Consider the following 23,950-nt stretch of genomic DNA (forward strand, 5'->3'; position numbering starts at 1 on the left):
ATGGAAATCCTGTTGCAACTGGTGTTCAGCGGTATCGCGCTGGGCATGATCTACGCGGTGATCGCCTTCGGCTACCAGCTCACTTTCGCCACTTCCGGCACGCTGAACTTCGGCCAGGGCGAATCGCTGATGCTGGGCGCGCTGGTGGGGCTTAGCCTGGTGGGGAATATCCACGGCGGTCCTTACATGAGCTACTTGCTGATGATTCCCCTGGTGATCATCTTCGGCGCGCTGCAAGGCATGCTGGTGGAATGGATCGGCGTGCGGCCGGCGATCAAGATCAAATCCGAATTCGGCTGGATCATGTCCACCATCGCGCTGGCCATCATCTTCAAGAACGTGGCCGAAAACATCTGGGGCAAGGACGACCTGACCTTCCCGTCGCCGCTGTCGTCGGCGCCGATCGAAATCCTGGGCGCCAACGTGCAGCCGATGCAGATAGCGGTGGTGGTGGGCGCGCTGGCCATCATGGCCGCCGTCGAAATCTTCAACCGCAAATCGATTTACGGCAAAGCGGTGGTCGCCACTTCCAACGACCGCGATGCGGCGGGGCTGATGGGGATTAACACCGGCATGGTCATCACGTTTTCGTACGCGCTGTCGTCCGCTGTCGCCGCCTTCGCCGGTGTGCTGGTGGCGCCGCTGACGCTGACCGGCGCCACCATGGGCGCCTCGCTTGGCCTTAAAGCGTTTGCGGTGGCGATTATCGGCGGCCTGACCTCGGGCGTCGGCGCCATCGTCGGCGGGCTGATATTGGGGATCGCTGAAACCACCGCCGGTTACTACATCTCCACCGGCTACAAGGACGTGCCGGGATTGGTGCTGCTATTGCTGGTGCTGGCCATCAAACCGGCCGGCTTATTCGGCAAAACCGCCATCAAAAAGGTCTGAGCCATGAAGAAGACGACGGTAGTCGCAAGCGTGTTGGGACTGGCGGTGCTGGCGCTTTACCCGGTACTGATTCCTAATCCTTACTATATCCATCTGTTCGAGACGATACTCATCTACGCCATACTATTATTCGGGCTGGATATCGTGGTTGGCTACACCGGCCAGGTGTCGCTGGGGCATGCTGGCCTGTTTGGCATCGGCTCCTACGTTACTGGCGTGGTGGTGTTCAAACTGAGTGCACCGTTCTGGATCGCCATTCCGGCCAGTGTGGCGGGAGCGGCGGTGTTTGGCGCCATCCTCGCGCTGCCGGCGCTGCGCGTCACCGGGCCGTATCTGGCCATGGTCACGCTGGCCTTCGGCACCATCATCCAGATCCTCATCAACGAAATGACCTTCCTGACCGAAGGGCCGATGGGCATTAAGATCACCAAGCCGGTGATTGGCGCCAAGCTCAGTGAAGTGGAGTACTACTACATGGTGGCGGTGCTGATGGTGCTGTCGCTGGTGGTGGTGCACCGCATCCTCAAATCGAATCTCGGCCGCGCCTTTGAAGCACTGCGCGACAGCCCGATCGCCTCCGACTGCATGGGCGTCTCGGTCTACAAGTACAAGGTATATGCGTTCATCATCAGTGCCGGCTTTGCCGGGCTGGCGGGCAGCCTGTATGCGTACTCGGAAGAGTATATCTCGCCCAACACCTACAACTTCGAACTAACCATCTTGTTCCTGCTAGCGGTGATCATGGGCGGCCGCAAGACGCGCTCCGGCGCGCTGATCGGCGCGCTGATCGTGGTCATGCTTCCCAGCCTGCTGGCCGATATTGAATTGTTCCGCCAGATCGCCGTTGTCGCCGCCGTGCTGGGCGTGATCGGTGCCGTGCTGGCCATCGTCCGCAAGCGCGCCACGCCGGGCGGCGTCGCCGTACCGTTGATCGCGGTGATCGGCATGGCCGCCTTCTCCTACAAGCTGGAAAACATCGTCGACTGGCGCCTGACCATCTTCGGTTTGATGACACTGTTCGTGGTCTACTACCTGCAGGACGGCATTGTCGGCTTCCTGCAAGGGCTGCTGGGGCGCGGCGCGGTGCACGCCAAGGCCGTCACCGCCAGCGGCGCCGAACCGTTCCCGCGCGCGCAGGGCGGCAAGGATGGCGACACGCTGCTCGACGTGCAGCAGATCCTGATGCAGTTCGGCGGCTTGAAGGCGCTCAATCAGGTCAACCTCAACGTCGTGCAAGGTTCGGTGCATGGATTGATCGGCCCCAATGGCTCCGGCAAAAGCACCATGATGAACGTACTGACCGGGATCTACAAACCGACTGCGGGGCAGGTGGCGTTTGCAGGCGCGGCGATCGCCGGCCGTACGCCATCGCAGATTGCGTTGGGCGGCGTGGCACGCACCTTTCAGAACGTCCAACTGTTCGGCGAAATGACCGCCACCGAAAACGTCCTGGTCGGCCTGCACAACACCTTCGCCTCGAACGTCTTGGACGTCATGCTGCAAAGCCCGCGCTACAAGCGAGAAGAGCGCGAGGCCCGCGAACGCGCCGCCAGCATCCTCGAATTTGTCGGCCTGTCCGAACTCGCCAACGAAGAAGCGCGCAACCTCCCGTATGGCAAACAGCGATTGCTGGAGATCGGACGCGCGCTCGGCCTCAGTCCGCGCCTGCTGCTGCTGGACGAGCCGGCGGCCGGTCTGACCGCGCCCGACATCAAGGAACTGATGGCCATCATCCGCAAAATCCGCGACCACGGCATCACCATCATCCTGATCGAACACCATATGGACGTCGTGATGGCGCTGTCCGACACCGTGACGGTACTGGACTTTGGCCAGAAAATCGCCGAAGGCAAGCCGGCCGCCGTGCAAAGCGATCCGAAAGTGATCGAAGCCTATCTGGGCGGCAGCGGCGAAGAACACGGCGGCATGAAAGCGCCGGCGGCGCACTGACGAGGACAAGACATGCTCACCATCTCCAACCTGCACGCCGCCTACGGCAAAGTCGAAGTCTTGCATGGCATCTCGCTGGACGTCCCGAAAGGGAAACTGGTCACCCTGATCGGCTCCAACGGCGCCGGTAAAACCACCACCATGCGCGCCATCTCCGGCATGATCAAACCGAAAGGCGGCAAGATCACACTGGACGGCAAAGACATCACCGGCCACGACTCGCACAAAATCGCCCGCGCCGGGCTGGCGCATTCACCCGAAGGACGGCGCGTATTCGCCTCCATGAGCGTCACCGACAACCTGCTGCTGGGCGCCTTCCCGCGCTTCACGCATGCACGGCCCAAAGGCGACATCAAGCGCGACCTGGAAAAAGCCATGGAACTGTTCCCGCGTCTGAAAGAACGGCAGCACCAGCTGGCCGGCACACTATCCGGCGGCGAACAGCAAATGCTGGCGATGGCACGCGCCGTCATGCTGAATCCCGAAGTCATCCTGCTGGACGAACCCTCAATGGGACTGGCGCCGATCCTGGTGGAAGAAGTGTTCCGCATCATCCAGCGCCTGAAATCGGAAGGCGTCACCATGCTGCTGGTAGAACAATTTGCCGCCGCCGCACTAAATGTTGCCGACTACGGCTACGTCCTCGAAAACGGCAGCATCTCCGTGCACGGCCCGGCCGACAGCCTGAAAACCGACCCCAAAGTCATCGCCGCCTACCTCGGCGGCGGCCACTAATGCCCACCTCGTGTCCACTTCGGGGTCAGACCCCGAAATAGGACATTGCATCGCATCCGCTACATTGTCCACTTCGGGGTCAGTTCCCAAAAACGGACATTTCATCGTACACGATTCTTTTTGACGGCGCGGCTGACGGTTTTTATCGCGACGCCAAAATGCGCGGCAATTTGCGCCATTGTGTAGGCGTTGGATAGATAGGCGCTGGCCATGGCGTCGTTCCGCGTCGGTGATTGGGCGCTGTACTCTTGCAGAGATGTTGCCATGGCGCGTCGCTGTTCTTTGGCGACGGTGCGCAGCTTGTCGGCGGATGTGGGGAGCTGCAGGCTCGCGACAAATGCGTCGTCTCCCAGAATGAGTTGATGGCGAGCCTGCAGCAATGGGCTGGGTGCGCCGATGCCGGCGATCACGAAGCGTTCATACGCTGCTACCGCAGTCTCCGGGTTGTCCGAAAAAATCCGCAGCGTGGACCCGACATCCAGCCAATCCGGGCACGAGTCCTGAGCCATGACGTGGCGATAGCTGCTCCACGGCCATTCGCCGGGAGACGTCACCAACTGGGCGCGTACCGGATTAAGCACTACATAGCGGCTCAGCTGCTGGAGATACGCCTCCCGCTGCGCCAGCACTGCGTAGTAACGGCCCTGAAACAGATGCCCAACCAGATCGTGACGTCGATTGAAATACTGCGCATACATACCGTTCAGCTGTCGCATGCCTTGAGAAAGATTGCCATCCGGCGTCTCAACCACGAGATGGTAGTGATTGCCCATCTGGCAAAAGCTGTGGACGATGAAGTGATAATCGGCGCAAACCTTGGCAAGGAGGGACAGCCATACCGAGCGATCAACATGGTCGCGATAGATCATCCCCTTGCGATCGCCGCGCGAGGTAACGTGATAAAGTGCCTTCGGAAATTGTATGCGTAGTGGACGGCTCATCCGCGCATTGTATGGACCCTGGAAGAGCAGCGAATGCGCTACCTCAAACAATCAGAACAGCTTACGCATGGGCTCGTGTCCGATTTTGAGAACTGACCCCGAAGGTGGACATGATGAAAATGGTGGAATTTGAGTTTGGTGCGGCGGTGCCGGCGTTGGGACAGGGCACCTGGAATATGGGCGAGAAGGCGGCGCGGCGCCAGGACGAGGTGCGCGCGCTGCAGTTGGGGCTCGATCTGGGTATGACGTTGATCGATACCGCCGAGATGTACGCGGAGGGTGGCGCGGAGGAGGTGGTCGGGGCTGCGATCGAAGGACGGCGCGATGAGGCGTTCATCGTCAGCAAGGTCTATCCGCATAACGCCAGCTTCGATGGCGTGCAGGCGGCCTGCGAGCGCAGTTTGCGCCGCTTGAAGATCGATGCTATCGATCTGTATCTGCTGCACTGGCAAGGACATCACTCGCTGGCCGAGACCTTCGACGGCTTTGAAACCTTGAAGAAGGACGGTAAGATCAAGGCTTACGGCGTCAGTAACTTTGACCTGGAGAGCATGGAGGAGGCGTTGAGTTACGGCGCGCCGGCCACCAATCAGGTGTTGTACAACCTGATGAAGCGCGGGATCGAGTTCGATCTGCTGCCGTGGGCGCGCGCGCAGCGCATGCCGATCATGGCGTACTCGCCGCTGGAAACCTCCGGCCGCGAGCAGGCGGCGCTGCTTCAAAATCCCGGCCTGCAGGCCGTCGCCGCCGCGCGCGGTGTGACGCCGGCGCAGATCGCGCTGGCCTGGGTGCTGCATCAGGATGGCGTGATTGCCATCCCCAAGGCGGTGGATGTTGTACACTTGCGCGCTAATCGCGCCGCCGCCGATCTGCAGCTGACCGCTGAGGATCTGGCCGCGCTGGACCGCGCCTTTCCTCCGCCACGCCGTCGCCGCGCGCTGGACATGCGCTAATCGACCTTGAATCTATGCTGAACCGACTCAAACAATTGTTCTCCAAACCGCAGGACACCAGTAACCACGTCCTGCTCAACGCCTACTGCACGCTGGCCGTGCTGCCCAAGCTGGACTTCCCGCATGTGCTGAACGGCCGTCGCGGCCTGTCGGATGCCGAACTGCCGCCTCACCTCAACGGTTTGATGCACTATCTGGCGGAGCAGGGCCAGGGTACGATGACGCGCACCCGTTATCACACCATCCGTCACGTGCAGCGCGTGCAGCAGCATCTCAGCCTGTCGGTCGAACCGGCGCAGATGGCTGCTTTCCATGCCTGGGCTGAAGCGGCCAACGCCATCGTCTTCATGGAAGATGGTTCGGTGCGCGATCCGCAGGGTCGCGTGCTGCTGCCGGCCGGCGCCGGGGAGGGCGATAAAAACGCGGTGGTGCCGTATCCGCCATCGGCCTGGCAGCGCAAGGCTCGCACCGATGCGCAACTGGCCGAACGCAAGATCCAGGTGCCGGCCGATCTGCCGCCGCTGGTGTCGGAACCGGAGCTGCGCGTGCGCGCGCCGGAAGACATCCTGCGCCGCATGCTGGCGCTGTTTGTGGTGGCAATCCGCGCCGAGTCGTTGACCAGCAAAACCCCAATCGCGGTGGCCGATCTGCAGCAGCGCTTCCCACCCGCCTTCGCCGGCCTGACCGACGCCGAACGCGCTTTCCTGGCGCAGGAGCAGCCGTCGGAACAGGAGATCACTCAGTTCCTGTGGCGTTATGAAGCCATCCTGGTGCTGCAATGGGCGCTCGGTCTGCAGGATACGCTGCCGTTCGCGGATGCGATCTGCGACGTCGCCTCTATCTCCAGTACCGTCATCGATCGCGGTACCGATGGCTTGCGCAAGCAGCCGGTGGCCCGTGCGCCGCAGGAGCTGCTGGATGCGCTGGACTTGCACTACCGTCTGCACTGGGTCAGCCGCCAGGCTATCCTGAAAAAGACGCCGGTGCCGGCGGGCCTGAACGAAGGCGTGCTGCAGGAGCGTCACTACGCGCTGAATTGGCTGGTGCGCTTTGAAGACCGCGAATGGGACGACGTCGACACGCCGACCTGATTTGCGTTCGCTACCGAACATAGCATGGCGATGCGATACGCTATACTCCGCCCATCGAAGCAATTAACCAAGGAGTTCGATATGAATAGCAATCGTATGATGGCCGCTGTGCTGGCGGCCCTGATCGGCGTGAGTGGCGTAGCTTCGGCGCAGGATCGCGGTGACCGTGACAATCGCGATAACCGGGACAATCGCCGTGACCAGCCGGCCCACGAGGCGCGTGATAATCGTGACAAAGGCGACAACCGCCGCGTGGACTACAGCCCCGAACGACGCAACGACCGCCAGGACTATCACCACGACGACCGTCGCGACAACGATCGCGGCGCCGGTCCGCGTCATGACCTGCGCAAGGGCGGCCGTCTGCCAGCCGAATACCGCAACCGCCAGTACGTGGTTGAAAACTGGCGCGACCACCATCTGAACGCGCCGCCACGCGGCTACCATTGGGTGCAGACCGGCGGCGACTATGTGCTGGTGGCGATCACCACCGGCATCATCGCCAGCCTGATACTCAATAATTAAGCAGCTCTGCTAATATGCTGGACAGTCCCCACTGTCCAGCATATTTTCCATGAGCCTGCAATCGGTACGAGAATTCTTCCACGCCCGCGATCTCCAGATCCCCATCATTGAAACCGAAGCCAGTACCGCCACCGTGGCGCTGGCGGCGGAAGCGCACGGCGTTGAGCCGGGGCGCATCGCCAAGACGCTGGCCTTTCGCGTCGGCGACGGCAAGGTGATCTTGCTGGTCGCCAGCGGCATCGCCCGCATCGACAACCGTAAATTCAAGGACGCTTTCGGAAAGGGCAAGATGCTGCCGCCGGAAGAGGTGGTGGAGCTGACCAGCCATCCGGTCGGCGGTGTCTGTCCTTTTGGCCTGCCGCAGCCGCTGCCGATTTATCTCGATCACTCGCTGAATGACTTCGATGAAGTGCTGCCGGCCGCCGGCTCGATCAACAGCGCGGTGCGCATCACGCCGGCCGTGCTGGCATCCATCACGGCCGGACAGTGGGTCGACGTGTGCGGGAGCGCGGCATGAAGCGCCGTCTCGCCTTGTTGGCTGCCGCAGCGGCGGTGGCATCCGCCCACGCAGCGGTGGAACGTATTCAAGTAGTTGAACGTGTGCCGTTCGCGCCCGGCGTCTCCTTTGGTGAGTACGGCGCATACGAAAAGATACGCGGCATAGCCTACTACGCGCTGGATCCCAAGGCCGCCGCCAACGCCAGCATCGTCGACCTGAAACACGCGCCGCGCGATAAAAAAGGCCGCGTACTGTTTTCCAGCGAATTCGTGCTGCTGCGGCCTACCGCCGCGACGCTGACCACGCTGCTGTATGACGTCAACAATCGCGGCAACATCGCCATTATGGGCCAGGTCAATGGTCGCAGCCCGGCGCAGAATGACCCGACCACCGCCGCCGATGCCGGTGACGGCTTCCTGATGCGGCACGGCTTCTCGCTGCTGTTCTCGGCCTGGACCTGGGATGTGGCGCCAACCGCGCCAGTCGCCGGCACGCCGCCTTCGCGCCCGCTGGTGTTCGCGCCGCCGGTGACCAAAGGCGTCAAGGGCAGGGTACAGAACGAATTCACCGTGAACGCGCCGGCCGATATTGTCACCTACGCCGGCATGCGCGGCCTGACCTACGAACCGGCCAAGGCCAACGATCCTCACGCCGTGCTGACGCAACGCGCACGTCCGGACGACGCGCGCCGTGTGATCGCTCGCAGTGCCTGGAGCTTCGTGGCGCCGGAACTGGCGGGCGGCCCCGGACGCATCAAGCTGGAAGGCGGCTTCCAGCCGGACACCATCTATGAAGTCAGCTATGTCGCCAAAGATCCTTACGTGACAGGCGCCGGTCTGGCCGGCATCCGCGATCTGCTGTCCTACCTGCGCGACCATCCGTTCGAAGGCGCACCGGCGCCGCGCAATGTGCTGATGTTCGGCATCAGCCAGTCCGGCCGTCTGATCGGCCGCATGATGCACGATGGCCTCAATGTCGACGAAAGCGGCAAGCTGGTATTCAACGGCGCTTATTTGCAGGTGCCGGGGGCCGGTGGTTCGGCGGGTTTCAACAGCCGTTTCGCCCAGCCTACTCGCCATCCGTCGATGATGGAAGAACACGACTACCCGGCCGACGCCTTCCCGTTCACCAGCACGCCGACGCACGACCCGGCCAGCGGCCGCACCGCGTCCACGCTGGACAAGGCGCGCGACAAGCAGGGCAATCTGCCCAAGCTCATTTATGCCAACACCTCGACCGAGTTCTGGAATCGCGGCGCCTCGCTGATCGCCACCACGCCAGACGGCGAGCGCGATGTGGCGCCGGCCGACAATGTGCGCATCTACGGCTTCATGGGCGCGCAGCACTATGTCGGTCGTTCGAAAACGCGCGCGCCATTCACTGCCTGCGTTTCCACCAGCGACCATTATCTGCCGATGCGCGCGTTGATCGTCGCGCTGGACGACTGGACTACCCAAGGCAAGCAGCCGCCCGCCAGCGCCTATCCACAACTGGCCGATGGCACGCTGACCACGGTGGCAGACTATCGCGCCATCTTCCCTAAAGGCGTGGGCATCACGCCGCCCGAGCAGAACTTGCGCGAACCGCGCCTGAACTTCGGCCCGCGCTGGGCCATGGACGGCACCGCCGACCAGGTCCCGCCCAAGCATGGCGACGACTTCGAAACCCGCGTGCCGACACCGGACGCCGATGGCAACGACAAGGGCGGCGTGCGGCTGGTGGAGCTGCAGGCGCCACTGGGGACCCACACCGGCTGGAATCTGCGCGACCCCGGCACCGGCTTCGCCTGGGCCACCTCGCGTTTCGACGGTAGTTTCGTGCCGTTCGCCCGCACCGAAGCGGAGCGCGTGGCCGCCGGTGATCCGCGCCCTAGCCTGGAAGCGCGCTACGCCACGCGTGACGCCTACGCGGCCGCCGTGCGCGCCGCCGCCGACAAGCAGGTGGCCGCCGGCCTTCTGCTGGTGGAGGACGTCGAGCGCACGCTCCGAGAAAATCTCGGCCTGTACGACCGCATCATCGCCCGCAATCCCGCCGACCAAGGCTGCGACTACCTGTTTGCCAAATGAAGACACTACTTATCAAGAACGCCCGCGTGCTGGTGACGATGGACGACCAGCGCCGCGAAATCAAGGACGGCGCGGTCTACATCCGCGACAACGTGATCGAACAGGTGGGCGCCAGCGCCGACCTGCAGCAACACGCCGACGAAATCATCGACGCCAGCGGCCATGTGGTCATGCCTGGCCTGGTCAACACCCACCACCATATGTACCAGAGCCTGACGCGTGTGATTCCCGCCGCGCAGAACGGCGAGTTGTTCAACTGGTTGACCAATCTGTATCCGATCTGGGCCGGCCTGACCGCCGAAATGGTGCACGTCTCCACGCTGACGGCGATGGCGGAGCTGATCCTTTCAGGCTGCACCACCAGCAGTGACCACCTCTACATCTATCCAAACGATTGCCGGCTGGACGACTCGATCGAAGCCGCGCACAAAATCGGCATGCGCTTCCACGCCTCGCGCGGCGCCATGAGCGTCGGCCAGTCCAAGGGCGGCCTGCCGCCGGACCGCGTGGTGGAAGAAGAGGGCGCCATCCTCAAGGACACCCAGCGCCTGATCGAGACTTACCACGACGCCAGCCGCCACGCCATGCAGCGCGTGGTGGTGGCGCCATGCTCGCCGTTCTCGGTGTCGCAAGACTTGATGAAGGAATCGGCCAGACTGGCGCGCGCCTATGGCGTCTCGATGCACACCCACCTGGCGGAAAACGTCAACGACATCGCCTACAGCCGCGAAAAATTCAATATGACGCCGGCCGAATACGCCGAGGACTGCGGCTGGGTAGGACCCGACGTGTGGCACGCTCACTGCGTGCAGCTGGACGACGATGGTATCTACCTGTTCGCCCGCACCGGCACCGGCATCGCCCACTGCCCATGTTCGAATATGCGGCTGGCCTCCGGCATCGCGCCGATCCGCAAGATGCTGGACCGTGGCGTGTCGGTCGGCCTGGGCGTGGATGGCAGCGCGTCCAACGATGCAGGCCACATGATGGGCGAAGTGCGCCAGGCCATGCTGCTGCAGCGCGTCGGCTTTGGTCCGGATGCGATGACGGCGCGCCAGGCGTTGGAAGTGGCCACGCTGGGCGGCGCCAAGGTGCTGAACCGCGACGACATCGGCGCGCTCAAGCCAGGCATGTCGGCCGACATCGTCATGTTCAAGCTGGATGGCATCGGCATGGCCGGCGCGCTGCATGATCCGGTGGCGGCGCTGGTGTTCTGCACACCGCCCAATGTCAGCTACAGCATCATCAACGGCAAGGTGGTGGTGCGCGATGGCCAGCTATGCACCGTTGACCTGCCGGTGGTGATCGAGCGCCACAACGCGCTGGCGTCTCAGTTGGCCATGGGCGCGGCGGGATAACGCACCGGCGCGGCGTTGCTGACGGCGTCGCGCAGCACCTGCTGCATGTGGGCGCGATGGCGCGCCTCGTCTTCATCGGCGACAGGCGTGTCCGATGGATGCGCTGCTTCGGTCAGCGCCTGTGTCAGATAGGTGTCCTCGGTGCCGAACCATTCTTCGGTGATGCGCTCGCCCAGCAGGCGCACGCGCAATTGGCGGCGCTGCTGCTGCCAGCTGGCCAGCCGCACCGGGTCGGGCGCGCCGACGAAATTCTGCGCCACCAGTAGCGCATCATGCTGTGCCAGATAGGCGCTGTAGTGGTCCGCCAGTTGCAGCGCGTCCTGCGCCGCTGCCGGCGGCAGGCGCTTCAGCAGATAGTCGCGCAGTGCCTGCAAACGGCCATCGTCGCTGCGCTCCAGCAAGAAGTAATCCATCACCGCGCGCAGTGCGCCATCGGCGATCAGCTGCTGGGTGTCGGTCAGCGCCAGTTCGAGCTGCGGACCGGGATCGGAATTTCCCAGCTCACGAAAGAAGCGCACTGCTGCGGCGCTGGGCGTAGCTGAAGTAGGGGACGCACTGGCCTGCGCCGGCGACGGTTCGGCCGTCAGCTGCGAGACGAATAGCGTCAGCGCCGCCAGCAGCGCCGCCACCACGCCGGTCAGTGCGTACCCTTGTTTCATCAGTAGGTCGGCCAGCCGTTGGAGAAGGTCAGGTCGCTGATGAACAGTACCGGGTTATAGCTGTTCTGGCTATCAAGCTCGTGACGCGCCATCACGCCATTGTTATACGACTCGCCGCCCGGTGCGATGTAGCGCGAGCCGCCGGCATCCAGCGTGGTGCCGCCGCCGCTCACCATGTCGACGCCGTTCTTGTCGAGGTAAGGGCCGGTAATGCTGGTCGAACGGCCATACGAGATGTGATAGGTGCTGCTGGCGCCAGCGCAGCAAGTGCCCTTGGAGACGAACAGGTAGTAGTACGAACCGTTCTTGGTAATGAAGCCGTTCTCGATGCCGGTGCTGTCGTAGGCCAGGTGGTAGCGCGAGCCGGTCGGCTTCAGCGTGCTGGAATCAACGCGGGTGGTGTAGATGCCGGTCCAGAACGAGCCATAGGTCAGCCACGGCTGGCCCGAGCTGTCGACGTAGAAGTTGGGATCGATGGCGTTGTAGTCGTCGCCGCTGGCGGAAGTCAGTACCGCGCCCTTGTCGACCCAGTCACCGGTGGCGATGCTGGTGGCGGTGGCCAGGCCGATCGCCGACTTCTGCGAGCCGAAGGTCGACACCGCGTAGTACAGAATCGCCTTGCCGTTCCAGACCTTGATGTCCGGCGCCCAGATGCCGGTGGTGCTGCCGTTGTAGGTCTTCCACCACGACAGGCCGCTGCCGAAGATGCTGACGCCCTGGGTCCACGCCTTGCCATCGGCGGAGTATTTAACGCCGATGCCGGTGTCGCTGGTTTCAACAATCCACCAGGTGCTGCCTTCCTTGTAGATGTCGGGATCGTGGGTGGTCAGGGCGCCGCTCAGCGTCCAGGTGGCAGCTTGCGAGGAAAATGCGAGCAGCGCGAGGCAGCAGGCCGCCCCTTGCTTGAGGTGCTTGTACATGGTGTCGTCTCCGGTTTTTGTAGTTGATTTGTGTGCCTGTGTTGGCACCAGCGCATGCTGCGCCCGCGCCGTGCGGGCGTCCAATCACTTTTTTATCCGGGACGATACGCGGATATGTATCAGTTCAGCGCCTTCTGTTCCTGCACCAGAATGAACGGGCTGACCACGCAGGCCCACAGTTGGGCATTGGCTTCCAGCCAGTCCTGCGCCTGCTGGTCATTGACCTTGGCGATCTGGCCGGAGCTCATCCACTGGCTGATATTGGCCTTGTCGTCGTGAGAAATGCGCACCGCCACATCGACCAGGTCGAGCGAGTTGGCGACCCACACCACATTCCCTTGCGCGAAATGCTTGAGCAGTTCGGTCCACGGCAGGCGCGCCGTTTCGCGGTTCACTTTGTTGCGCAGTTCGAGATCTTTTTCAGGTTTGGTTTGCATGGTTAAATCACTTCTATATTGGGTATTGGGCTGCCTTGCCACGTCAGGCGATAGGCCGCGCCCTTGCGGACATTGCCCACCAGCGCGGGGCGGAAGCAGGCCAGGTTGATGCCGCCGTCGCGCCGTACGCTGGGGTAGATGAGGCCTAGCGAGCCGCCATCCAGCAGGCGTTCGGCCAGCGTTTGCGATTCGATGTAACTGTCGGCCGCCAGGCAGGCTTCAAAGCGTGGCTGATTGCGGATGTCGTGGAAAGTGGCGGTGAAATCGGCCAGCATGCATTGATACTGTACGCTGTCGTCGAAGCGGTTGATTTCCGCGTACTCCACCGCTTTATGGAAGCTGACTTCGGCCAGCGCGGTCTCGACGTCGAACGCGCAATACCAGGCGCCGCGCCGGCCGTCGTTGAAGCGGCTGCCCTGCGGATGGGCGTAAGTATAAGCCGCGTTGACGATGCGGAAGTTGGGCACGCCGAACACCAGTTCATCGACGCTGATGCCGGCCGCGCCGCCATTCTGCGTGCGCAGCCGCGCGTTGGTGGCGTTATCCAGATCGAACAGGTCGTGCAGGTGTGCGTCGTCTTCGGCCAGCGGCGCCAGCACCGAGTCTTCGAGATCGGCAAAGCGCGAGGGCAGCAGACGGCAGGTGTCGAACTGGCGCAGCGTGGTCAGGGGTGGTACGAGACTGACCGGCACTTACAGTCCTCCGCGGCGGGCGTCGAGCAGTTGGCGCACGGTTTGCATGGCGATCAGGCCGCCGCCCACCATATAGGCCAGCGGCGTGTGACCGCCGAAAATCTGATTGCTGTTGGACAGGCCGACCCATTCATCGGCCAGCTTGTCGCCGTACAGGATGTGCAGTGCCTTGTAGATGCCCAGCAGGTAGGAAATGCGCGTGATGCAGTCGACTTCCAGCGTGCGCTCGGGGTTCTTTTTCCAATCGTAGTAGGTGCTGTTGGACAGGCCGCCGAGCAGCTGGCGCGCGTCCTCGTCGCGCACCTTCCAGGTGGCGACCAGCTTGAAAAAGCCCTTCAGGGCCGACTTGGACAGGCGTTCGCGCTCGGCCTTGGCGTTGAGATCCACCATGACGGTGGGCTCGAAGCGGCTGCGGGGGTAGGCATAGTTCAGCATAAATCCTCCGATAATGGAGTATTTATACTCTTTTTTCATATTTCTTGCAAGGGCGACCTGCTACGGCATCTCGGTCCAGTCGTTTTTGGCGGTGTTGATATCGGCCAGCTTTTCGGCGTCCGCCGGGCTAAGCTCTTCGCCGCTGGTGGGGTAAGCCTGATCGAAATAGTTGTTATTGAGGTTTTTCTTGGCGCGGATCTGCGTGTTGGGGACTACCGTCGGCGTGTAATACTCATCCGCCTTGGAGTAGGCGGCGATGAGGGTATTGTCGTCGAAATCCTCGAACACATCGCGCAGTTCATCGACAGTAGTCTCGGCCGGCCACTGGGTCTTGGTGGTGTCCAGCCCCGGCGTTGTCGGCATGCCGCGCAGGGTGTGCTTGCGTGCGAAGTGGCCGATGCGGTAGCTTTGCTGCTGCGTGCCGATGGCTTCGTACACATCATTGCCTGGCGCGGCTTCCTTGGCGAAATGGGCCAGCATGCCCAGCAGCCCTTCGCGCGGTCGCTGCGCTTCCAGTTCCTGCAGGGTGGCGAAGTCCGGCCGATTGTCCTCCAGCCAGCCGAGTACGGTCGCCGACCAGCTGCCTAGCCAATGAATCAGTTTCTGCACCTCGGCGTCCGCAATGCCCATCTGCGCGCTGACGATACCGGCAAAAGACGGATAATGTTCGCAGATTGTGCCGAGCGCGCCAATGGCGGTGTAGGCGGGATTGGTCGACATGGCAATCACCAGCGCCCGCACTGGAGGAATCGGCGTGCCAACCATACTTTCCACCAATTCATTGTTCAATCCTTTTAATACCATGCCTTCCAGGCTGCCGCCATGCAAGGTGACGAATACGTTGGCCAGACTGTAGTAATGCGGGGACAGCTGGTTCAGTATTGCCAGCCGCACCGCCCGGGTGGCATGGTTGGCGACGATCAGTCTGAAGAAATCACTGGACAATTTTTTTGCCGACTGCAAGGCGACGACCCAGCCACCGAAGATGGATTGCCAGGTATCGGCTTCGTCATCGGTGTAGCCAAGGTCCTTGATCTGGTCTTTCTTGGTCCGCACCATTTGCGTGACCGCCATGGCCTGTATGGTCGCCAGCTGCTGTTGCCGGGCACTCTGGTTGGCCATACGCTGCAGCGTATGCAGGTGCGCGATGTCTGGCCGTTGGTCTGGCATCGTGGCGGCATCGCGATGCGGCCGGCGTGAAGCCGGGGAGTGCTGATGGATAGCAGTTTGCATGGCACAGTTCCCCCTGAAAATGGATATCCGTGACGCTACTCCAGAACGGCCGCCATGGCAATCGTACTCAGGCTGGTTCCGCGTGCTCCACCAGCAGCTGCACCTTGGTGACGCCGTTGTACTCGTTGGCGTCCAGCCGGAAGGCGACGCGGGCGCGATCGCCCAGCGCGTCGGTATGGCCGAACCAGATGGCGTCGTAGCGGGCGCCGTTCTTTTCCAGCAGCAGTTTGAGGTGGCGTTCTTTCAGAATGCGCTGGCTGACCACGCGGAATTCGTCGCAGAACACTGGCGGCGCAAAGCCCTGGCCCCATACCTGGCCATCCAGCTCGGCGATGAAGCTGGTGCTGTAGTAGGCGTCTTCCAGCGGGCCGTCGGTTTCGATCACGCGTTCCAGCTGTTGCTGGCTCAGCCAGGAACGGCCGACTTCCTCGAAGGCGGCGGCAAAGGCGTCGAAGGCGTCGGCGCGCAGGGTCAGGCCGGCGGCCATGGCGTGGCCGCCGAATTTGTCGATCAGCGACGGCGCCTTTTTGTACACCAGGTCCAGCGCGTCGCGCAGATGGAAGCCGGGGATGGAGCGGCCGGAGCCCTTGATCCAGCCCTCGGCGCCAGGCGCGAAGGTGATGGTTGGCCGGTAGAATTTCTCTTTCAGGCGCGAGGCCACGATGCCGATCACGCCCTGGTGCCAGCTATCGTCGAACACGCAGATGGTGCTGCTTTCGGCCGGTTCGAAGGCGTCCAGGTGCAGCAGGGCGGTGTCCTGCATGTCGGCTTCGATCTCGCGCCGTTTCAGGTTGATGTCGTTGAGCTGCTGCGCCAGTTGCCAGGCGCGGCCCTCGTCGTCGGTGATCAGGCATTCGATCCCCAGCGACATGTCTTCCAGCCGGCCGGCCGCGTTCAGGCGCGGGCCGAGCGCGAAACCGAGGTCGAACGGATTGGCGCTGCGCGCTTCGCGGCCGGCGACGCGGAACAGCGCCGCCACGCCGGCGTGCATGCGGCCGGCGCGCATGCGCTTCAAGCCCTGCGCCACCAGAATGCGGTTGTTGGCGTCCAGTTTGACCACGTCGGCCACCGTGCCCAGCGCCACCAGGTCCAACAAATTATCTAGTTTCGGCTGCGGTTGCGTCTCGTACGCGCCGCGCTTGCGCAATTCCGCCCGCAGCGCCAGCAGCACGTAAAACATCACGCCGACACCGGCGATGTGCTTGCTGGGGAAGCCGCATTCCGGCTGGTTGGGATTGACGATCACGCGCGCCGCCGGCAGGGTATCGGCCGGCAGGTGGTGGTCGGTCACCACCACTTCGATGCCGCGCTGGTTGGCGGCGGCCACGCCGTCAATGCTGGCGATGCCGTTGTCCACCGTGATGATGATGTCCGGCTGCTTTTCGCGCGCGGTCAGCTCGACAATTTCCGGCGTCAGGCCATAGCCGTACTCGAAGCGATTCGGCACGATGAAGTCGATATCGGCGCCCATCGCGCGCAGGCCGCGCAGCGCCACGGCGCAGGCGGTGGCGCCGTCGCAATCGTAGTCGGCCACGATCACCATGCGCTTGCGGGCGGCGATGGCGTCGGCCAGGAACACGGCGGCGGCATCGATGTGCAGCAGGCCCGATGGCGGAATCATGGCGGTCAGCTCGCTCGACAGCTCTTTCACATCGGTCAGGCCGCGCGCAGCGTACAGGCGCGCCAGCACGGGGTGGACGCCGTTCTGGCGCAGCATTTCGGATTCGCGGAACGGGTAGGAACGGGTGGCGATGCGGGTCATGGTTGCTTCAACAGGGAATCAAGGGAGGGCTTGCGCCAGAATTTGCGCAGCGCGGCGCGGCTGCAGTCGGCCGTGGTCCAGCCGTCGCGGTGGCTCAGCACCAGTTGCAGGCTGTCGATGCGGCCGTCCTTGAGCGCGGCCAGCAGCGGCGCCAGCCAGTCTTGCTCGATGCGCTGCATGCGTGCCAGCCAGTCGGCCCAGTCGCCCACCTGGGCCGGCGCGATCAAATCGCCCAGCATGGCGAGGCCCGGCTGGGCGATCAGTTGCGCCGCATCGGGCTGACGCAGCTCCGGCGATGCCAGCGCCGCCATCCATGGCGTGCCGCCGGCCACCGCCAGCCGGCCCTGTGGCGCGGCCGGTCCGGCACCGCCCCACAGCCAGCAGGAATTCACCGGCTGCAGGCCGCGCGCCTGGCGCGCCTGATTGATCGGATGTTCATGCCACAGCATTTGCACTTCATTCTGCAGCTTGCGGAAGGCGCGCGCATGCGTGCCTTCGGGCAGCCAGTCGCTCATGCTCTGGGTGGTGGTGGCGTCCGGCGAGGCGACGCACATGTCGGTCCAGTCGTCGGCGCGCATGAACCACAGGCCTGGCGCGCCGTGCAGCAGGGTGTAGCCGAGTTCTTCGAAATAGGGGCGGGCGAGCTCGTACAGGCCGCGCGAATCCGCTTCGCTCAGTTGCACCCCGCGCAGGTCGGACAGCAGCAAATGGGTGCGCGAAATCTGCACATGGGTCGGCTGCAGCATAAACCAGTAGCCTTCGGCGGCTTCGGCAGCCAGTCCGCAACCGCGCATCACGGCGGTGGCCAGCGGTGCGCTGGCGTTGGGTTGGGTGGCGGCCGGCGCCAAGCCCAGCGCGTGACTCAGCCAGGCTTCGTGCGGCAACACGCGGCTGTCGTTGTCAAAGCTACTATATTGCAAGTTGCTGTGGCGTGTGAACAACGTTTCCAATGCTGGCATTTTGAGTGCGCGCAGCAGGTCTTTCCCCAGCTCAAGTGGCGGTAAACCAAAGGGTATCAAGAGTGAAATAGCGGTCATGCCGAGATTGTAGGGCATAGCGCCGATATCATGAATTAATTCTTTGAGGAAACAAGAGTTTCGAAAACACCACAAAAGATGTACAAACTTAATTTTTGTAAGCAATTGTTATGTATAATTGCGACAACTTACATGTACTAAAGGCATTACTTAAAGTTGCGTAATGTCTGCTTTACCCCGTTGTACCAGCCACTGCCTACCCAAACAGCGTAGAGCCGTGCGGACCGACTTATAACTCCAACAACATCCTTTGGAAGGCCCTGTATGAGCTCGATCAGCGTAGCTACCACTATTCACATTTGCGAAGATACTGACGGTACCTTCGAAATCCGCGATATCCTGGCCGCCGCCGGCTACACCAGCACCAACACGCTGAAAATCAGCGCCTTGTCGGTGGTACTGCCGGACGGCACCATCTCGACCAAGGACACGCCGCTGTTCGGCAAAGTCGATCTGGACACGATTTACGTGCGTCCGGGCCAGTGGGCGACCAACTACAACGGCAAGTTCGCGACCTTTGAGCTGGTGGTGGACCAGGGTTCGACCAACTCCAATAGCGTCACGCTGAGCCTGCAAGTGGTGGTGGACCCGGTCAACGACGCGCCAACCGGCGCCGACAAGACCTTCAACCTCAGCAATGGCGGCGCCGTGGTGCTGGCGCAGAGCGATTTCGGCTTCGTTGACGCGGTCGAGCATGATGCCTTCCAGTCGGTCATCATCACCTCGCTGCCGGTGGCCGGCCAGCTGATGCTGAACGGCAGCGCGATCGCCGTGGGCGCGGAAGTCTCCGCCGCCGACATCGCCGCTGGCAAGCTGAGCTTTGTGCCTAGCCAGAGCACCTCGGGCAGCTTCGACGTCGGCTTCAAAGTGCGCGATGCCGGCGGCCTGGTGGGCTGCGGCGCGGCCGATACCAGCGCCACCCCGAATTACCTGACCTTCAAGCTGCCGCAGGCGCATCTGGGCGACACCGTGTGGGAAGACCTCAACGGCAACGGCGTGCAGGACAGCGGCGAAGCGGGCATCGCCGGCGTTACCGTGCAGCTGAAGGACAGCGGCGGCAACGTGGTGACCACCACCACCACCGACGCCAGCGGCAAATACCACTTCGACGTCAGCGCCGGCACTTATTCGGTCACCGTGCAGACGCCAGCCGGCTACGCCGTCACCAGCCAAGGGCAGGGCGGCAATGGCGCCACCGACAGCGACGTTGATGCCAGCGGCAATAGCGGCAGCATTGTGCTGACGCCGGGCCAGACCAATAACGATGTCGATGCCGGCCTCTACCGTCCAGTGTCGCTGGGCGACACCGTGTGGTACGACACCAACCGCAATGGCGTGCAGGACAGCGGCGAAGCCGGCGTGGCCGGCGTCAAGGTCACGCTGCTGGACGCCAATGGCCAGGCCGTGGGCGCCAGCGTCACCACCGATGCCAACGGTCACTACCAGTTCAGCAACCTGAAGCCGGGCATCTACAGCGTGCAGTTCGACAAGACCAGCCTGCCGGACCACTACTACTTCACCAGCGCCGGCCAGGGCGGTGACCTGACCAAGGATTCCGACGCCAACGTCAACACCGGCGCCACCGCGCAAGTCACGCTGAATTCGGGCGACAGCTACCAGCATCTCGACGCCGGCATCGTGGTGCAACAAGCCACCGTGGGTGACCGCGTGTGGGAAGACAAGAACGGCAATGGCGTGCAGGACAGCGGCGAAGCGGGCATCGATGGCGCCACCGTACAGCTGAAAGACAGCAACGGCAATGTGGTGCAGACCGTGGTCAGCCATGACGGCGGCCAGTACAGCTTTACCGTCGATCCCGGCACCTACACCGTGTCGGTGGCGGCGCCGTCCGGCTACACCTTCACCGGCAGCGGCAAGGGCGGCAATGGCGCGCTGGACAGCGATGTCGATGCCAGCGGCAACGCCAGCGTCACGCTGGTTGCGGGCGAAACCAATAACAACATCGACGCCGGCGTCTACCGTCCAGCCTCGCTGAGCCAGATCGTCTGGTTCGACGCCGACCGTGACGGTCGTCTGGACAATGGCGAGACCGGCGCCGCCGGCGTTAGTGTGTTGCTGCTGGATGCCAACGGCAATCCAGTGCCTGGCGCGGTTGCCACTACCGACGCCAACGGCCACTACCAGTTCACCAATCTGCCGCCAGGCACTTACAGCGTGCAATTCGACAAGAGCACGCTGCCGACCGGCTACGACTTCACCTCAGCCGCCAGCGGCGCGCCGGGCAACGGCGGCTCCGACGCCGACACCGGCACCGGCAAGACCGCGCAGGTGACGCTGGTGTCCGGCCAGGACCTGACGCTGCGCGCCGGCCTGGTGATACAGCAGGCCACGCTGGGCGACCGCGTGTGGGAAGACACTAACGGCAACGGCGTGCAGGATAGCGGCGAAGCCGGCATCGTTGGCGTCAAGGTCGACCTGAAAGATGTCAACGGCAATGTGGTGCAGACCACCACCACCGGTACCGACGGCAAGTACAGCTTCACCGTCGATCCTGGCAAGTACACGGTCTCGGTCACCGCGCCAACCGGCATGACTGCCACCACCCAGCACGCCGGCGCCGATGGCGTCGACAGCGACATCAATGTCAACGGCCAGAGCGACCAGGTGACGCTGACCCCTGGCTCCACCAACAACAATGTCGATGCCGGCTTCTATAAGGCAGTCACGCTGGGCGACCGCGTCTGGTACGACAGCAACCGCAACGGCGTGCAGGACAGCGGCGAGACCGGCGTGGCCGGCGTCAAGGTGCTGCTGCTGGACGCCAACGGCAATCCGACCGGCACCACCGCCACCACCGATGCCAACGGCAACTACAGCTTCACCAATCTGAAGCCAGGCACTTACAGCGTGCAGTTCGACAAGAGCTCGCTGCCGGCCAACTATGTGTTCACCAGCGCCGATCAGGGCAGCAACGACGCCAAGGATTCGGACGCCAACATCACCACCGGCACCACCGCCAGCGTGACCTTGGCCTCGGGCGGCGTCAACAATGACATGGACGCCGGCATTGTGGTGGTCCAGGCCAAGCTGGGCGACACCGTGTGGGAAGACAAGAACGGCAACGGCGTGCAGGACAGCGGCGAAGCCGGCATCGCCGGCGTCACCGTGCAGCTGAAGGACAGCACCGGCAAAGTGGTGCAGACCACCACCACCGCGGCCGACGGCAAGTACAGCTTCACCGCCGATCCTGGCACTTACACCGTGTCGGTGACGGCGCCATCCGGCTACCAGTTCACCGGCAAGGACCTGGGCGGCGATGATGCCAAGGATAGCGACTTTGGCACCACTGGCCAGAGCGACAGCATTGTGCTGGCCTCGGGCGACAACAACACCAGCGTCGATGCCGGCCTGTACAAGGCTGCCACCGTCGGTGACCGCGTCTGGCTGGACAAGAATGGCAACGGCGTGCAGGACAGCGGCGAAGCCGGCGTGTGCGGCGTTAAAGTCACGCTGATGGACGCCAACGGCCAGCAAGTGGGCGCCAGCGTCAGCACCGACGCCAACGGCAACTACAGCTTTACCAATCTGAAGCCGGGCAACTACACCGTGGTGTTCGACAAGAGCTCGCTGCCGGAAGGCATGGCCTTCACCACCGCCAACGTCGGCAGCAACGATGCCGTCGATTCGGATGCCAGCGCCACCGGCGTGTCGCACGTCGTCACGCTGACCTCGGGCCAGACCGACAAGACCGTCGACGCCGGCGTAGTGGCGGCCGCCACCATTGGCGACCGCGTGTGGGTCGACAGCAATGCCAACGGCATCCAGGACAGCGGCGAGAGCGGCAAGGCGGGTGTGACGGTGCAGCTGAAGGATGCGAGCGGCAACGTGGTCAAGACCACCACCACCGATAGCAGCGGCAACTACAAGTTCTCGGTCGAGGCCGGCACTTACTCGGTCGCCATCAAGACCCCGGCCGGCTTTGTCACCACCGCCCAGGACGTCGGCAACAACAACGCCATTGACAGCGACGCCGACGCCAGCGGTAACCTGGGCAACGTTACCGTGGCGGCCGGTCAGAACGTCACCAATATGGACGCCGGCATCTATCAGAAAGCCGAAGTCGGCGACAAAGTCTGGTATGACCTGAACGGCGATGGCATCCAGAACAACGGCGAAAGCGGCGCCAGCGGCCTGAAAGTCACGCTGCTGAACGAGAAGAATGCCGTGGTCGGCACCACCACCACCGATGCCAATGGCCTGTATTCGTTCACCGACCTGACGCCGGGTAAATATTCGGTCAAGTTCAGCGCGCCGAACGACTATCTGTTCACCAAGCAGGACCAGGGCAGCAACGACAACATCGATTCCGATGCCGACAGCACCGGTCTGACCGCGCAGTTCACGCTGACCTCGGGTCAGGTCGACAAGACCCGTGATGCCGGCCTGGTCAAGAGCGCCAGCATCGGTGACCGCGTCTGGGAAGACAGCAACTACAACGGCGTGCAGGATAGCGGCGAGAAGGGTGTCGATGGCGTCACCATCAAACTGTACGACGCCACCACCGGCGCGCTGAAAGCCACCACCGTCACCCACGACGGCGGCCAGTATCTGTTCGACGACCTGCAGGCTGGCAGCTACAAGGTGGAAGTCACCAACGGCAGCGGCTGGTACTTCACCAAGTCCGGCCAGGGTAGCGATGCCACCGATTCCGACATCACCAGCGTGTCCGGCAGCACCGGCAAGACCGGCGCCATCACGCTGGCGGCCGGCCAGAACATCACCACCGAGGACGCCGGCATTTACCGCAAGGCCAGCCTGGGCGACAAGGTGTGGCGCGACGCTAACCATAACGGCATCCAGGATAGCGGCGAGGAGGGCATCGGCGGCATCAGCGTGTCGCTGTACGACGCCACCACCGGCAAGCAAGTCGGCTCGACCATCAAGACCGATGCCAACGGCAACTACAAGTTCAGCGACCTTAACCCGGGCCAGTACTACCTGCAGTTCGACAAGACCAATGTCAGCGTCTACTTCGCGTCGGACAAGAGCACCGTCAACATGAATAACTGGAAGTGGGGCGTACAAAACGTCGGCAGCAACGACCAGATCGACTCCGACGTGGCGGGTGATGGCAAGTCCTATGTCAACGTGACCAAGACCGGCACCATCACGCTGACCTCGGGCAAGAACGACATGAGCTGGGACGCCACCATCACGCCGATCGCGATCGACCTCAATGGTGACGGCATCCACACCATCGCCCGTCAGGACATGACCGGCAGCTTCGACCTGCTGGGCAGCGGCAAGGCGATTCAGTCCGGCTGGCTGTCCGGCAGCGACGGCTTCCTGGCGATCGACACCAACGGCAACGGCCAGATCGACGACATCAGCGAGCTGTTTGGCGGCGTCAGCAAGGGTTCCGGCTTCGCCAAGCTGGCCAGCTATGACAGCAACCACGATGGCCTGGTCGATGCCAACGATGCCCAGTTCGCCAGCCTGTTGATCTGGCAGGACGCCAACAGCAACGGCAAGACCGACGCCGGCGAGTTGATGACCCTGGCCAAGGCCGGCATCACCAGCCTGAACGTCAGCTATACCGAACTGCCGTTCGTGGATGCCAACAACAACCTGCATCTGGAGCGCAGCAGCGTCACGCTGGCCAATGGCGGCAGCGCCGACATGACCGACGTCTATTTCAACGTGGATGCCGCCGACGCGGCCGCCGCCGGCATCACCACCCCCACCATTGCCGAGCTGGTGGGTCAGTCGCAAATCATCACCGCATAACTTTTAAATCAAGAGAGA

Annotated in this window: 19 protein-coding genes; 10 read left to right on the forward strand and 9 right to left on the reverse strand. The window is 63.0% G+C overall.

Annotated elements, in window-relative coordinates:
- Genes GJ699_RS27075 through GJ699_RS27085 form a run of 3 tightly spaced genes read left to right on the forward strand, consistent with a single transcriptional unit; the run spans position 1 to position 3,576 of the window.
- Positions 1-891, forward strand: coding sequence for a branched-chain amino acid ABC transporter permease (locus GJ699_RS27075; RefSeq protein ID WP_154382273.1), 891 nt, complete (start codon positions 1-3; stop codon positions 889-891).
- Between the two features lie 3 nt (positions 892-894).
- Complete coding sequence (locus GJ699_RS27080; protein ID WP_154382275.1) at positions 895-2,841, forward strand: branched-chain amino acid ABC transporter ATP-binding protein/permease; 1,947 nt, start codon at positions 895-897, stop codon at positions 2,839-2,841.
- Between the two features lie 12 nt (positions 2,842-2,853).
- The gene (locus GJ699_RS27085; protein WP_154382277.1) at positions 2,854-3,576 is read left to right on the forward strand and encodes an ABC transporter ATP-binding protein; all 723 of its coding nucleotides are present in this window, start codon (positions 2,854-2,856) and stop codon (positions 3,574-3,576) included.
- Positions 3,577-3,677: 101 nt separating this feature from the next.
- Here the strand turns inward: GJ699_RS27085 and GJ699_RS27090 are convergent, their stop codons facing one another.
- A complete protein-coding gene (locus GJ699_RS27090) occupies positions 3,678-4,517 on the reverse strand; it encodes a transposase (RefSeq protein WP_154382279.1) in 840 nt (279 codons plus the stop codon).
- Positions 4,518-4,630: 113 nt separating this feature from the next.
- On the opposite strand from GJ699_RS27090, the gene GJ699_RS27095 reads away from it, so the two are divergent.
- The 6 genes from GJ699_RS27095 to GJ699_RS27120 all read left to right on the forward strand — a co-directional run bounded on the left by GJ699_RS27095 (position 4,631) and on the right by GJ699_RS27120 (position 11,009).
- Positions 4,631-5,470 carry an aldo/keto reductase gene (locus tag GJ699_RS27095; protein WP_154382380.1) on the forward strand — a complete coding sequence of 280 codons (840 nt, stop codon included), beginning with the start codon at positions 4,631-4,633 and terminating at the stop codon, positions 5,468-5,470.
- Between the two features lie 14 nt (positions 5,471-5,484).
- Positions 5,485-6,561: a DUF4272 domain-containing protein gene (locus GJ699_RS27100; RefSeq protein ID WP_154382281.1), complete on the forward strand. Its 1,077-nt coding sequence runs from the start codon at positions 5,485-5,487 to the stop codon at positions 6,559-6,561.
- A gap of 81 nt (positions 6,562-6,642) precedes the next feature.
- The gene (locus GJ699_RS27105) at positions 6,643-7,086 is read left to right on the forward strand and encodes an RcnB family protein (protein WP_154382283.1); all 444 of its coding nucleotides are present in this window, start codon (positions 6,643-6,645) and stop codon (positions 7,084-7,086) included.
- Positions 7,087-7,135: 49 nt separating this feature from the next.
- Positions 7,136-7,603 carry a YbaK/EbsC family protein gene (locus GJ699_RS27110; RefSeq protein ID WP_154382285.1) on the forward strand — a complete coding sequence of 156 codons (468 nt, stop codon included), beginning with the start codon at positions 7,136-7,138 and terminating at the stop codon, positions 7,601-7,603.
- Positions 7,600-9,651, forward strand: a complete 2,052-nt coding sequence (locus GJ699_RS27115) for an alpha/beta hydrolase domain-containing protein (protein WP_154382287.1) — start codon at positions 7,600-7,602, stop codon at positions 9,649-9,651. Before GJ699_RS27110 ends, GJ699_RS27115 begins: the two co-directional genes overlap by 4 nt.
- The gene (locus tag GJ699_RS27120; protein WP_154382290.1) at positions 9,648-11,009 is read left to right on the forward strand and encodes an 8-oxoguanine deaminase; all 1,362 of its coding nucleotides are present in this window, start codon (positions 9,648-9,650) and stop codon (positions 11,007-11,009) included. Before GJ699_RS27115 ends, GJ699_RS27120 begins: the two co-directional genes overlap by 4 nt.
- On the opposite strand, the gene GJ699_RS27125 is transcribed toward GJ699_RS27120, so the two are convergent.
- The 8 genes from GJ699_RS27125 to GJ699_RS27160 form a co-directional block, all read right to left on the reverse strand.
- Positions 10,982-11,668, reverse strand: a complete 687-nt coding sequence (locus GJ699_RS27125) for a hypothetical protein (RefSeq protein WP_154382292.1) — start codon at positions 11,666-11,668, stop codon at positions 10,982-10,984. The genes GJ699_RS27120 and GJ699_RS27125 overlap by 28 nt on opposite strands.
- Positions 11,668-12,588 (reverse strand): family 43 glycosylhydrolase, encoded by a 921-nt coding sequence (locus tag GJ699_RS27130; RefSeq protein WP_154382294.1) that lies wholly within the window; start codon positions 12,586-12,588, stop codon positions 11,668-11,670. Before GJ699_RS27130 ends, GJ699_RS27125 begins: the two co-directional genes overlap by 1 nt.
- Before the next feature lie 119 nt (positions 12,589-12,707).
- The gene (locus GJ699_RS27135; protein WP_154382296.1) at positions 12,708-13,025 is read right to left on the reverse strand and encodes a DUF2288 domain-containing protein; all 318 of its coding nucleotides are present in this window, start codon (positions 13,023-13,025) and stop codon (positions 12,708-12,710) included.
- A gap of 2 nt (positions 13,026-13,027) precedes the next feature.
- Positions 13,028-13,717 carry an RES family NAD+ phosphorylase gene (locus tag GJ699_RS27140; RefSeq protein ID WP_371867685.1) on the reverse strand — a complete coding sequence of 230 codons (690 nt, stop codon included), beginning with the start codon at positions 13,715-13,717 and terminating at the stop codon, positions 13,028-13,030.
- On the reverse strand, positions 13,718-14,152 hold the full coding sequence (locus tag GJ699_RS27145) for an MbcA/ParS/Xre antitoxin family protein (RefSeq protein ID WP_154382297.1): 435 nt from the start codon (positions 14,150-14,152) through the stop codon (positions 13,718-13,720). It lies immediately after the preceding gene.
- Between the two features lie 60 nt (positions 14,153-14,212).
- Positions 14,213-15,385 (reverse strand): hypothetical protein, encoded by a 1,173-nt coding sequence (locus GJ699_RS27150; RefSeq protein ID WP_154382299.1) that lies wholly within the window; start codon positions 15,383-15,385, stop codon positions 14,213-14,215.
- 67 nt (positions 15,386-15,452) lie between these two features.
- A complete protein-coding gene (gene recJ, locus GJ699_RS27155) occupies positions 15,453-17,147 on the reverse strand; it encodes a single-stranded-DNA-specific exonuclease RecJ (RefSeq protein ID WP_154382301.1) in 1,695 nt (564 codons plus the stop codon).
- The gene (locus tag GJ699_RS27160; RefSeq protein WP_308495538.1) at positions 17,144-18,067 is read right to left on the reverse strand and encodes a hypothetical protein; all 924 of its coding nucleotides are present in this window, start codon (positions 18,065-18,067) and stop codon (positions 17,144-17,146) included. The genes recJ and GJ699_RS27160 overlap by 4 nt, the downstream gene beginning before the upstream one ends.
- Positions 18,068-18,448: 381 nt before the next feature.
- Here GJ699_RS27160 and GJ699_RS27165 point away from each other — a divergent pair, with 381 nt between their 5' ends.
- A complete protein-coding gene (locus GJ699_RS27165; protein ID WP_154382303.1) occupies positions 18,449-23,932 on the forward strand; it encodes an SdrD B-like domain-containing protein in 5,484 nt (1,827 codons plus the stop codon).
- The last annotated feature ends 18 nt before the right edge of the window (positions 23,933-23,950 follow it).

The organism is Duganella guangzhouensis (genome assembly GCF_009674535.1).
GTDB lineage: Bacteria > Pseudomonadota > Gammaproteobacteria > Burkholderiales > Burkholderiaceae_D > Rugamonas > Rugamonas guangzhouensis.

What these genes read in the sequence shown, in the direction of transcription:
- GJ699_RS27075 (WP_154382273.1), top strand. Translation starts at nt 1, where the DNA reads ATGGAAATCCTGTTGCAACTGGTGTTCAGCGGTATCGCGCTGGGCATG.
- GJ699_RS27080 (WP_154382275.1), top strand. Translation starts at nt 895, where the DNA reads ATGAAGAAGACGACGGTAGTCGCAAGCGTGTTGGGACTGGCGGTGCTG.
- GJ699_RS27085 (WP_154382277.1), top strand. Translation starts at nt 2,854, where the DNA reads ATGCTCACCATCTCCAACCTGCACGCCGCCTACGGCAAAGTCGAAGTC.
- GJ699_RS27090 (WP_154382279.1), bottom strand. Translation starts at nt 4,517, where the DNA reads ATGAGCCGTCCACTACGCATACAATTTCCGAAGGCACTTTATCACGTT.
- GJ699_RS27095 (WP_154382380.1), top strand. Translation starts at nt 4,631, where the DNA reads ATGAAAATGGTGGAATTTGAGTTTGGTGCGGCGGTGCCGGCGTTGGGA.
- GJ699_RS27100 (WP_154382281.1), top strand. Translation starts at nt 5,485, where the DNA reads ATGCTGAACCGACTCAAACAATTGTTCTCCAAACCGCAGGACACCAGT.
- GJ699_RS27105 (WP_154382283.1), top strand. Translation starts at nt 6,643, where the DNA reads ATGAATAGCAATCGTATGATGGCCGCTGTGCTGGCGGCCCTGATCGGC.
- GJ699_RS27110 (WP_154382285.1), top strand. Translation starts at nt 7,136, where the DNA reads ATGAGCCTGCAATCGGTACGAGAATTCTTCCACGCCCGCGATCTCCAG.
- GJ699_RS27115 (WP_154382287.1), top strand. Translation starts at nt 7,600, where the DNA reads ATGAAGCGCCGTCTCGCCTTGTTGGCTGCCGCAGCGGCGGTGGCATCC.
- GJ699_RS27120 (WP_154382290.1), top strand. Translation starts at nt 9,648, where the DNA reads ATGAAGACACTACTTATCAAGAACGCCCGCGTGCTGGTGACGATGGAC.
- GJ699_RS27125 (WP_154382292.1), bottom strand. Translation starts at nt 11,668, where the DNA reads ATGAAACAAGGGTACGCACTGACCGGCGTGGTGGCGGCGCTGCTGGCG.
- GJ699_RS27130 (WP_154382294.1), bottom strand. Translation starts at nt 12,588, where the DNA reads ATGTACAAGCACCTCAAGCAAGGGGCGGCCTGCTGCCTCGCGCTGCTC.
- GJ699_RS27135 (WP_154382296.1), bottom strand. Translation starts at nt 13,025, where the DNA reads ATGCAAACCAAACCTGAAAAAGATCTCGAACTGCGCAACAAAGTGAAC.
- GJ699_RS27145 (WP_154382297.1), bottom strand. Translation starts at nt 14,152, where the DNA reads ATGCTGAACTATGCCTACCCCCGCAGCCGCTTCGAGCCCACCGTCATG.
- GJ699_RS27150 (WP_154382299.1), bottom strand. Translation starts at nt 15,385, where the DNA reads ATGCAAACTGCTATCCATCAGCACTCCCCGGCTTCACGCCGGCCGCAT.
- recJ (WP_154382301.1), bottom strand. Translation starts at nt 17,147, where the DNA reads ATGACCCGCATCGCCACCCGTTCCTACCCGTTCCGCGAATCCGAAATG.
- GJ699_RS27165 (WP_154382303.1), top strand. Translation starts at nt 18,449, where the DNA reads ATGAGCTCGATCAGCGTAGCTACCACTATTCACATTTGCGAAGATACT.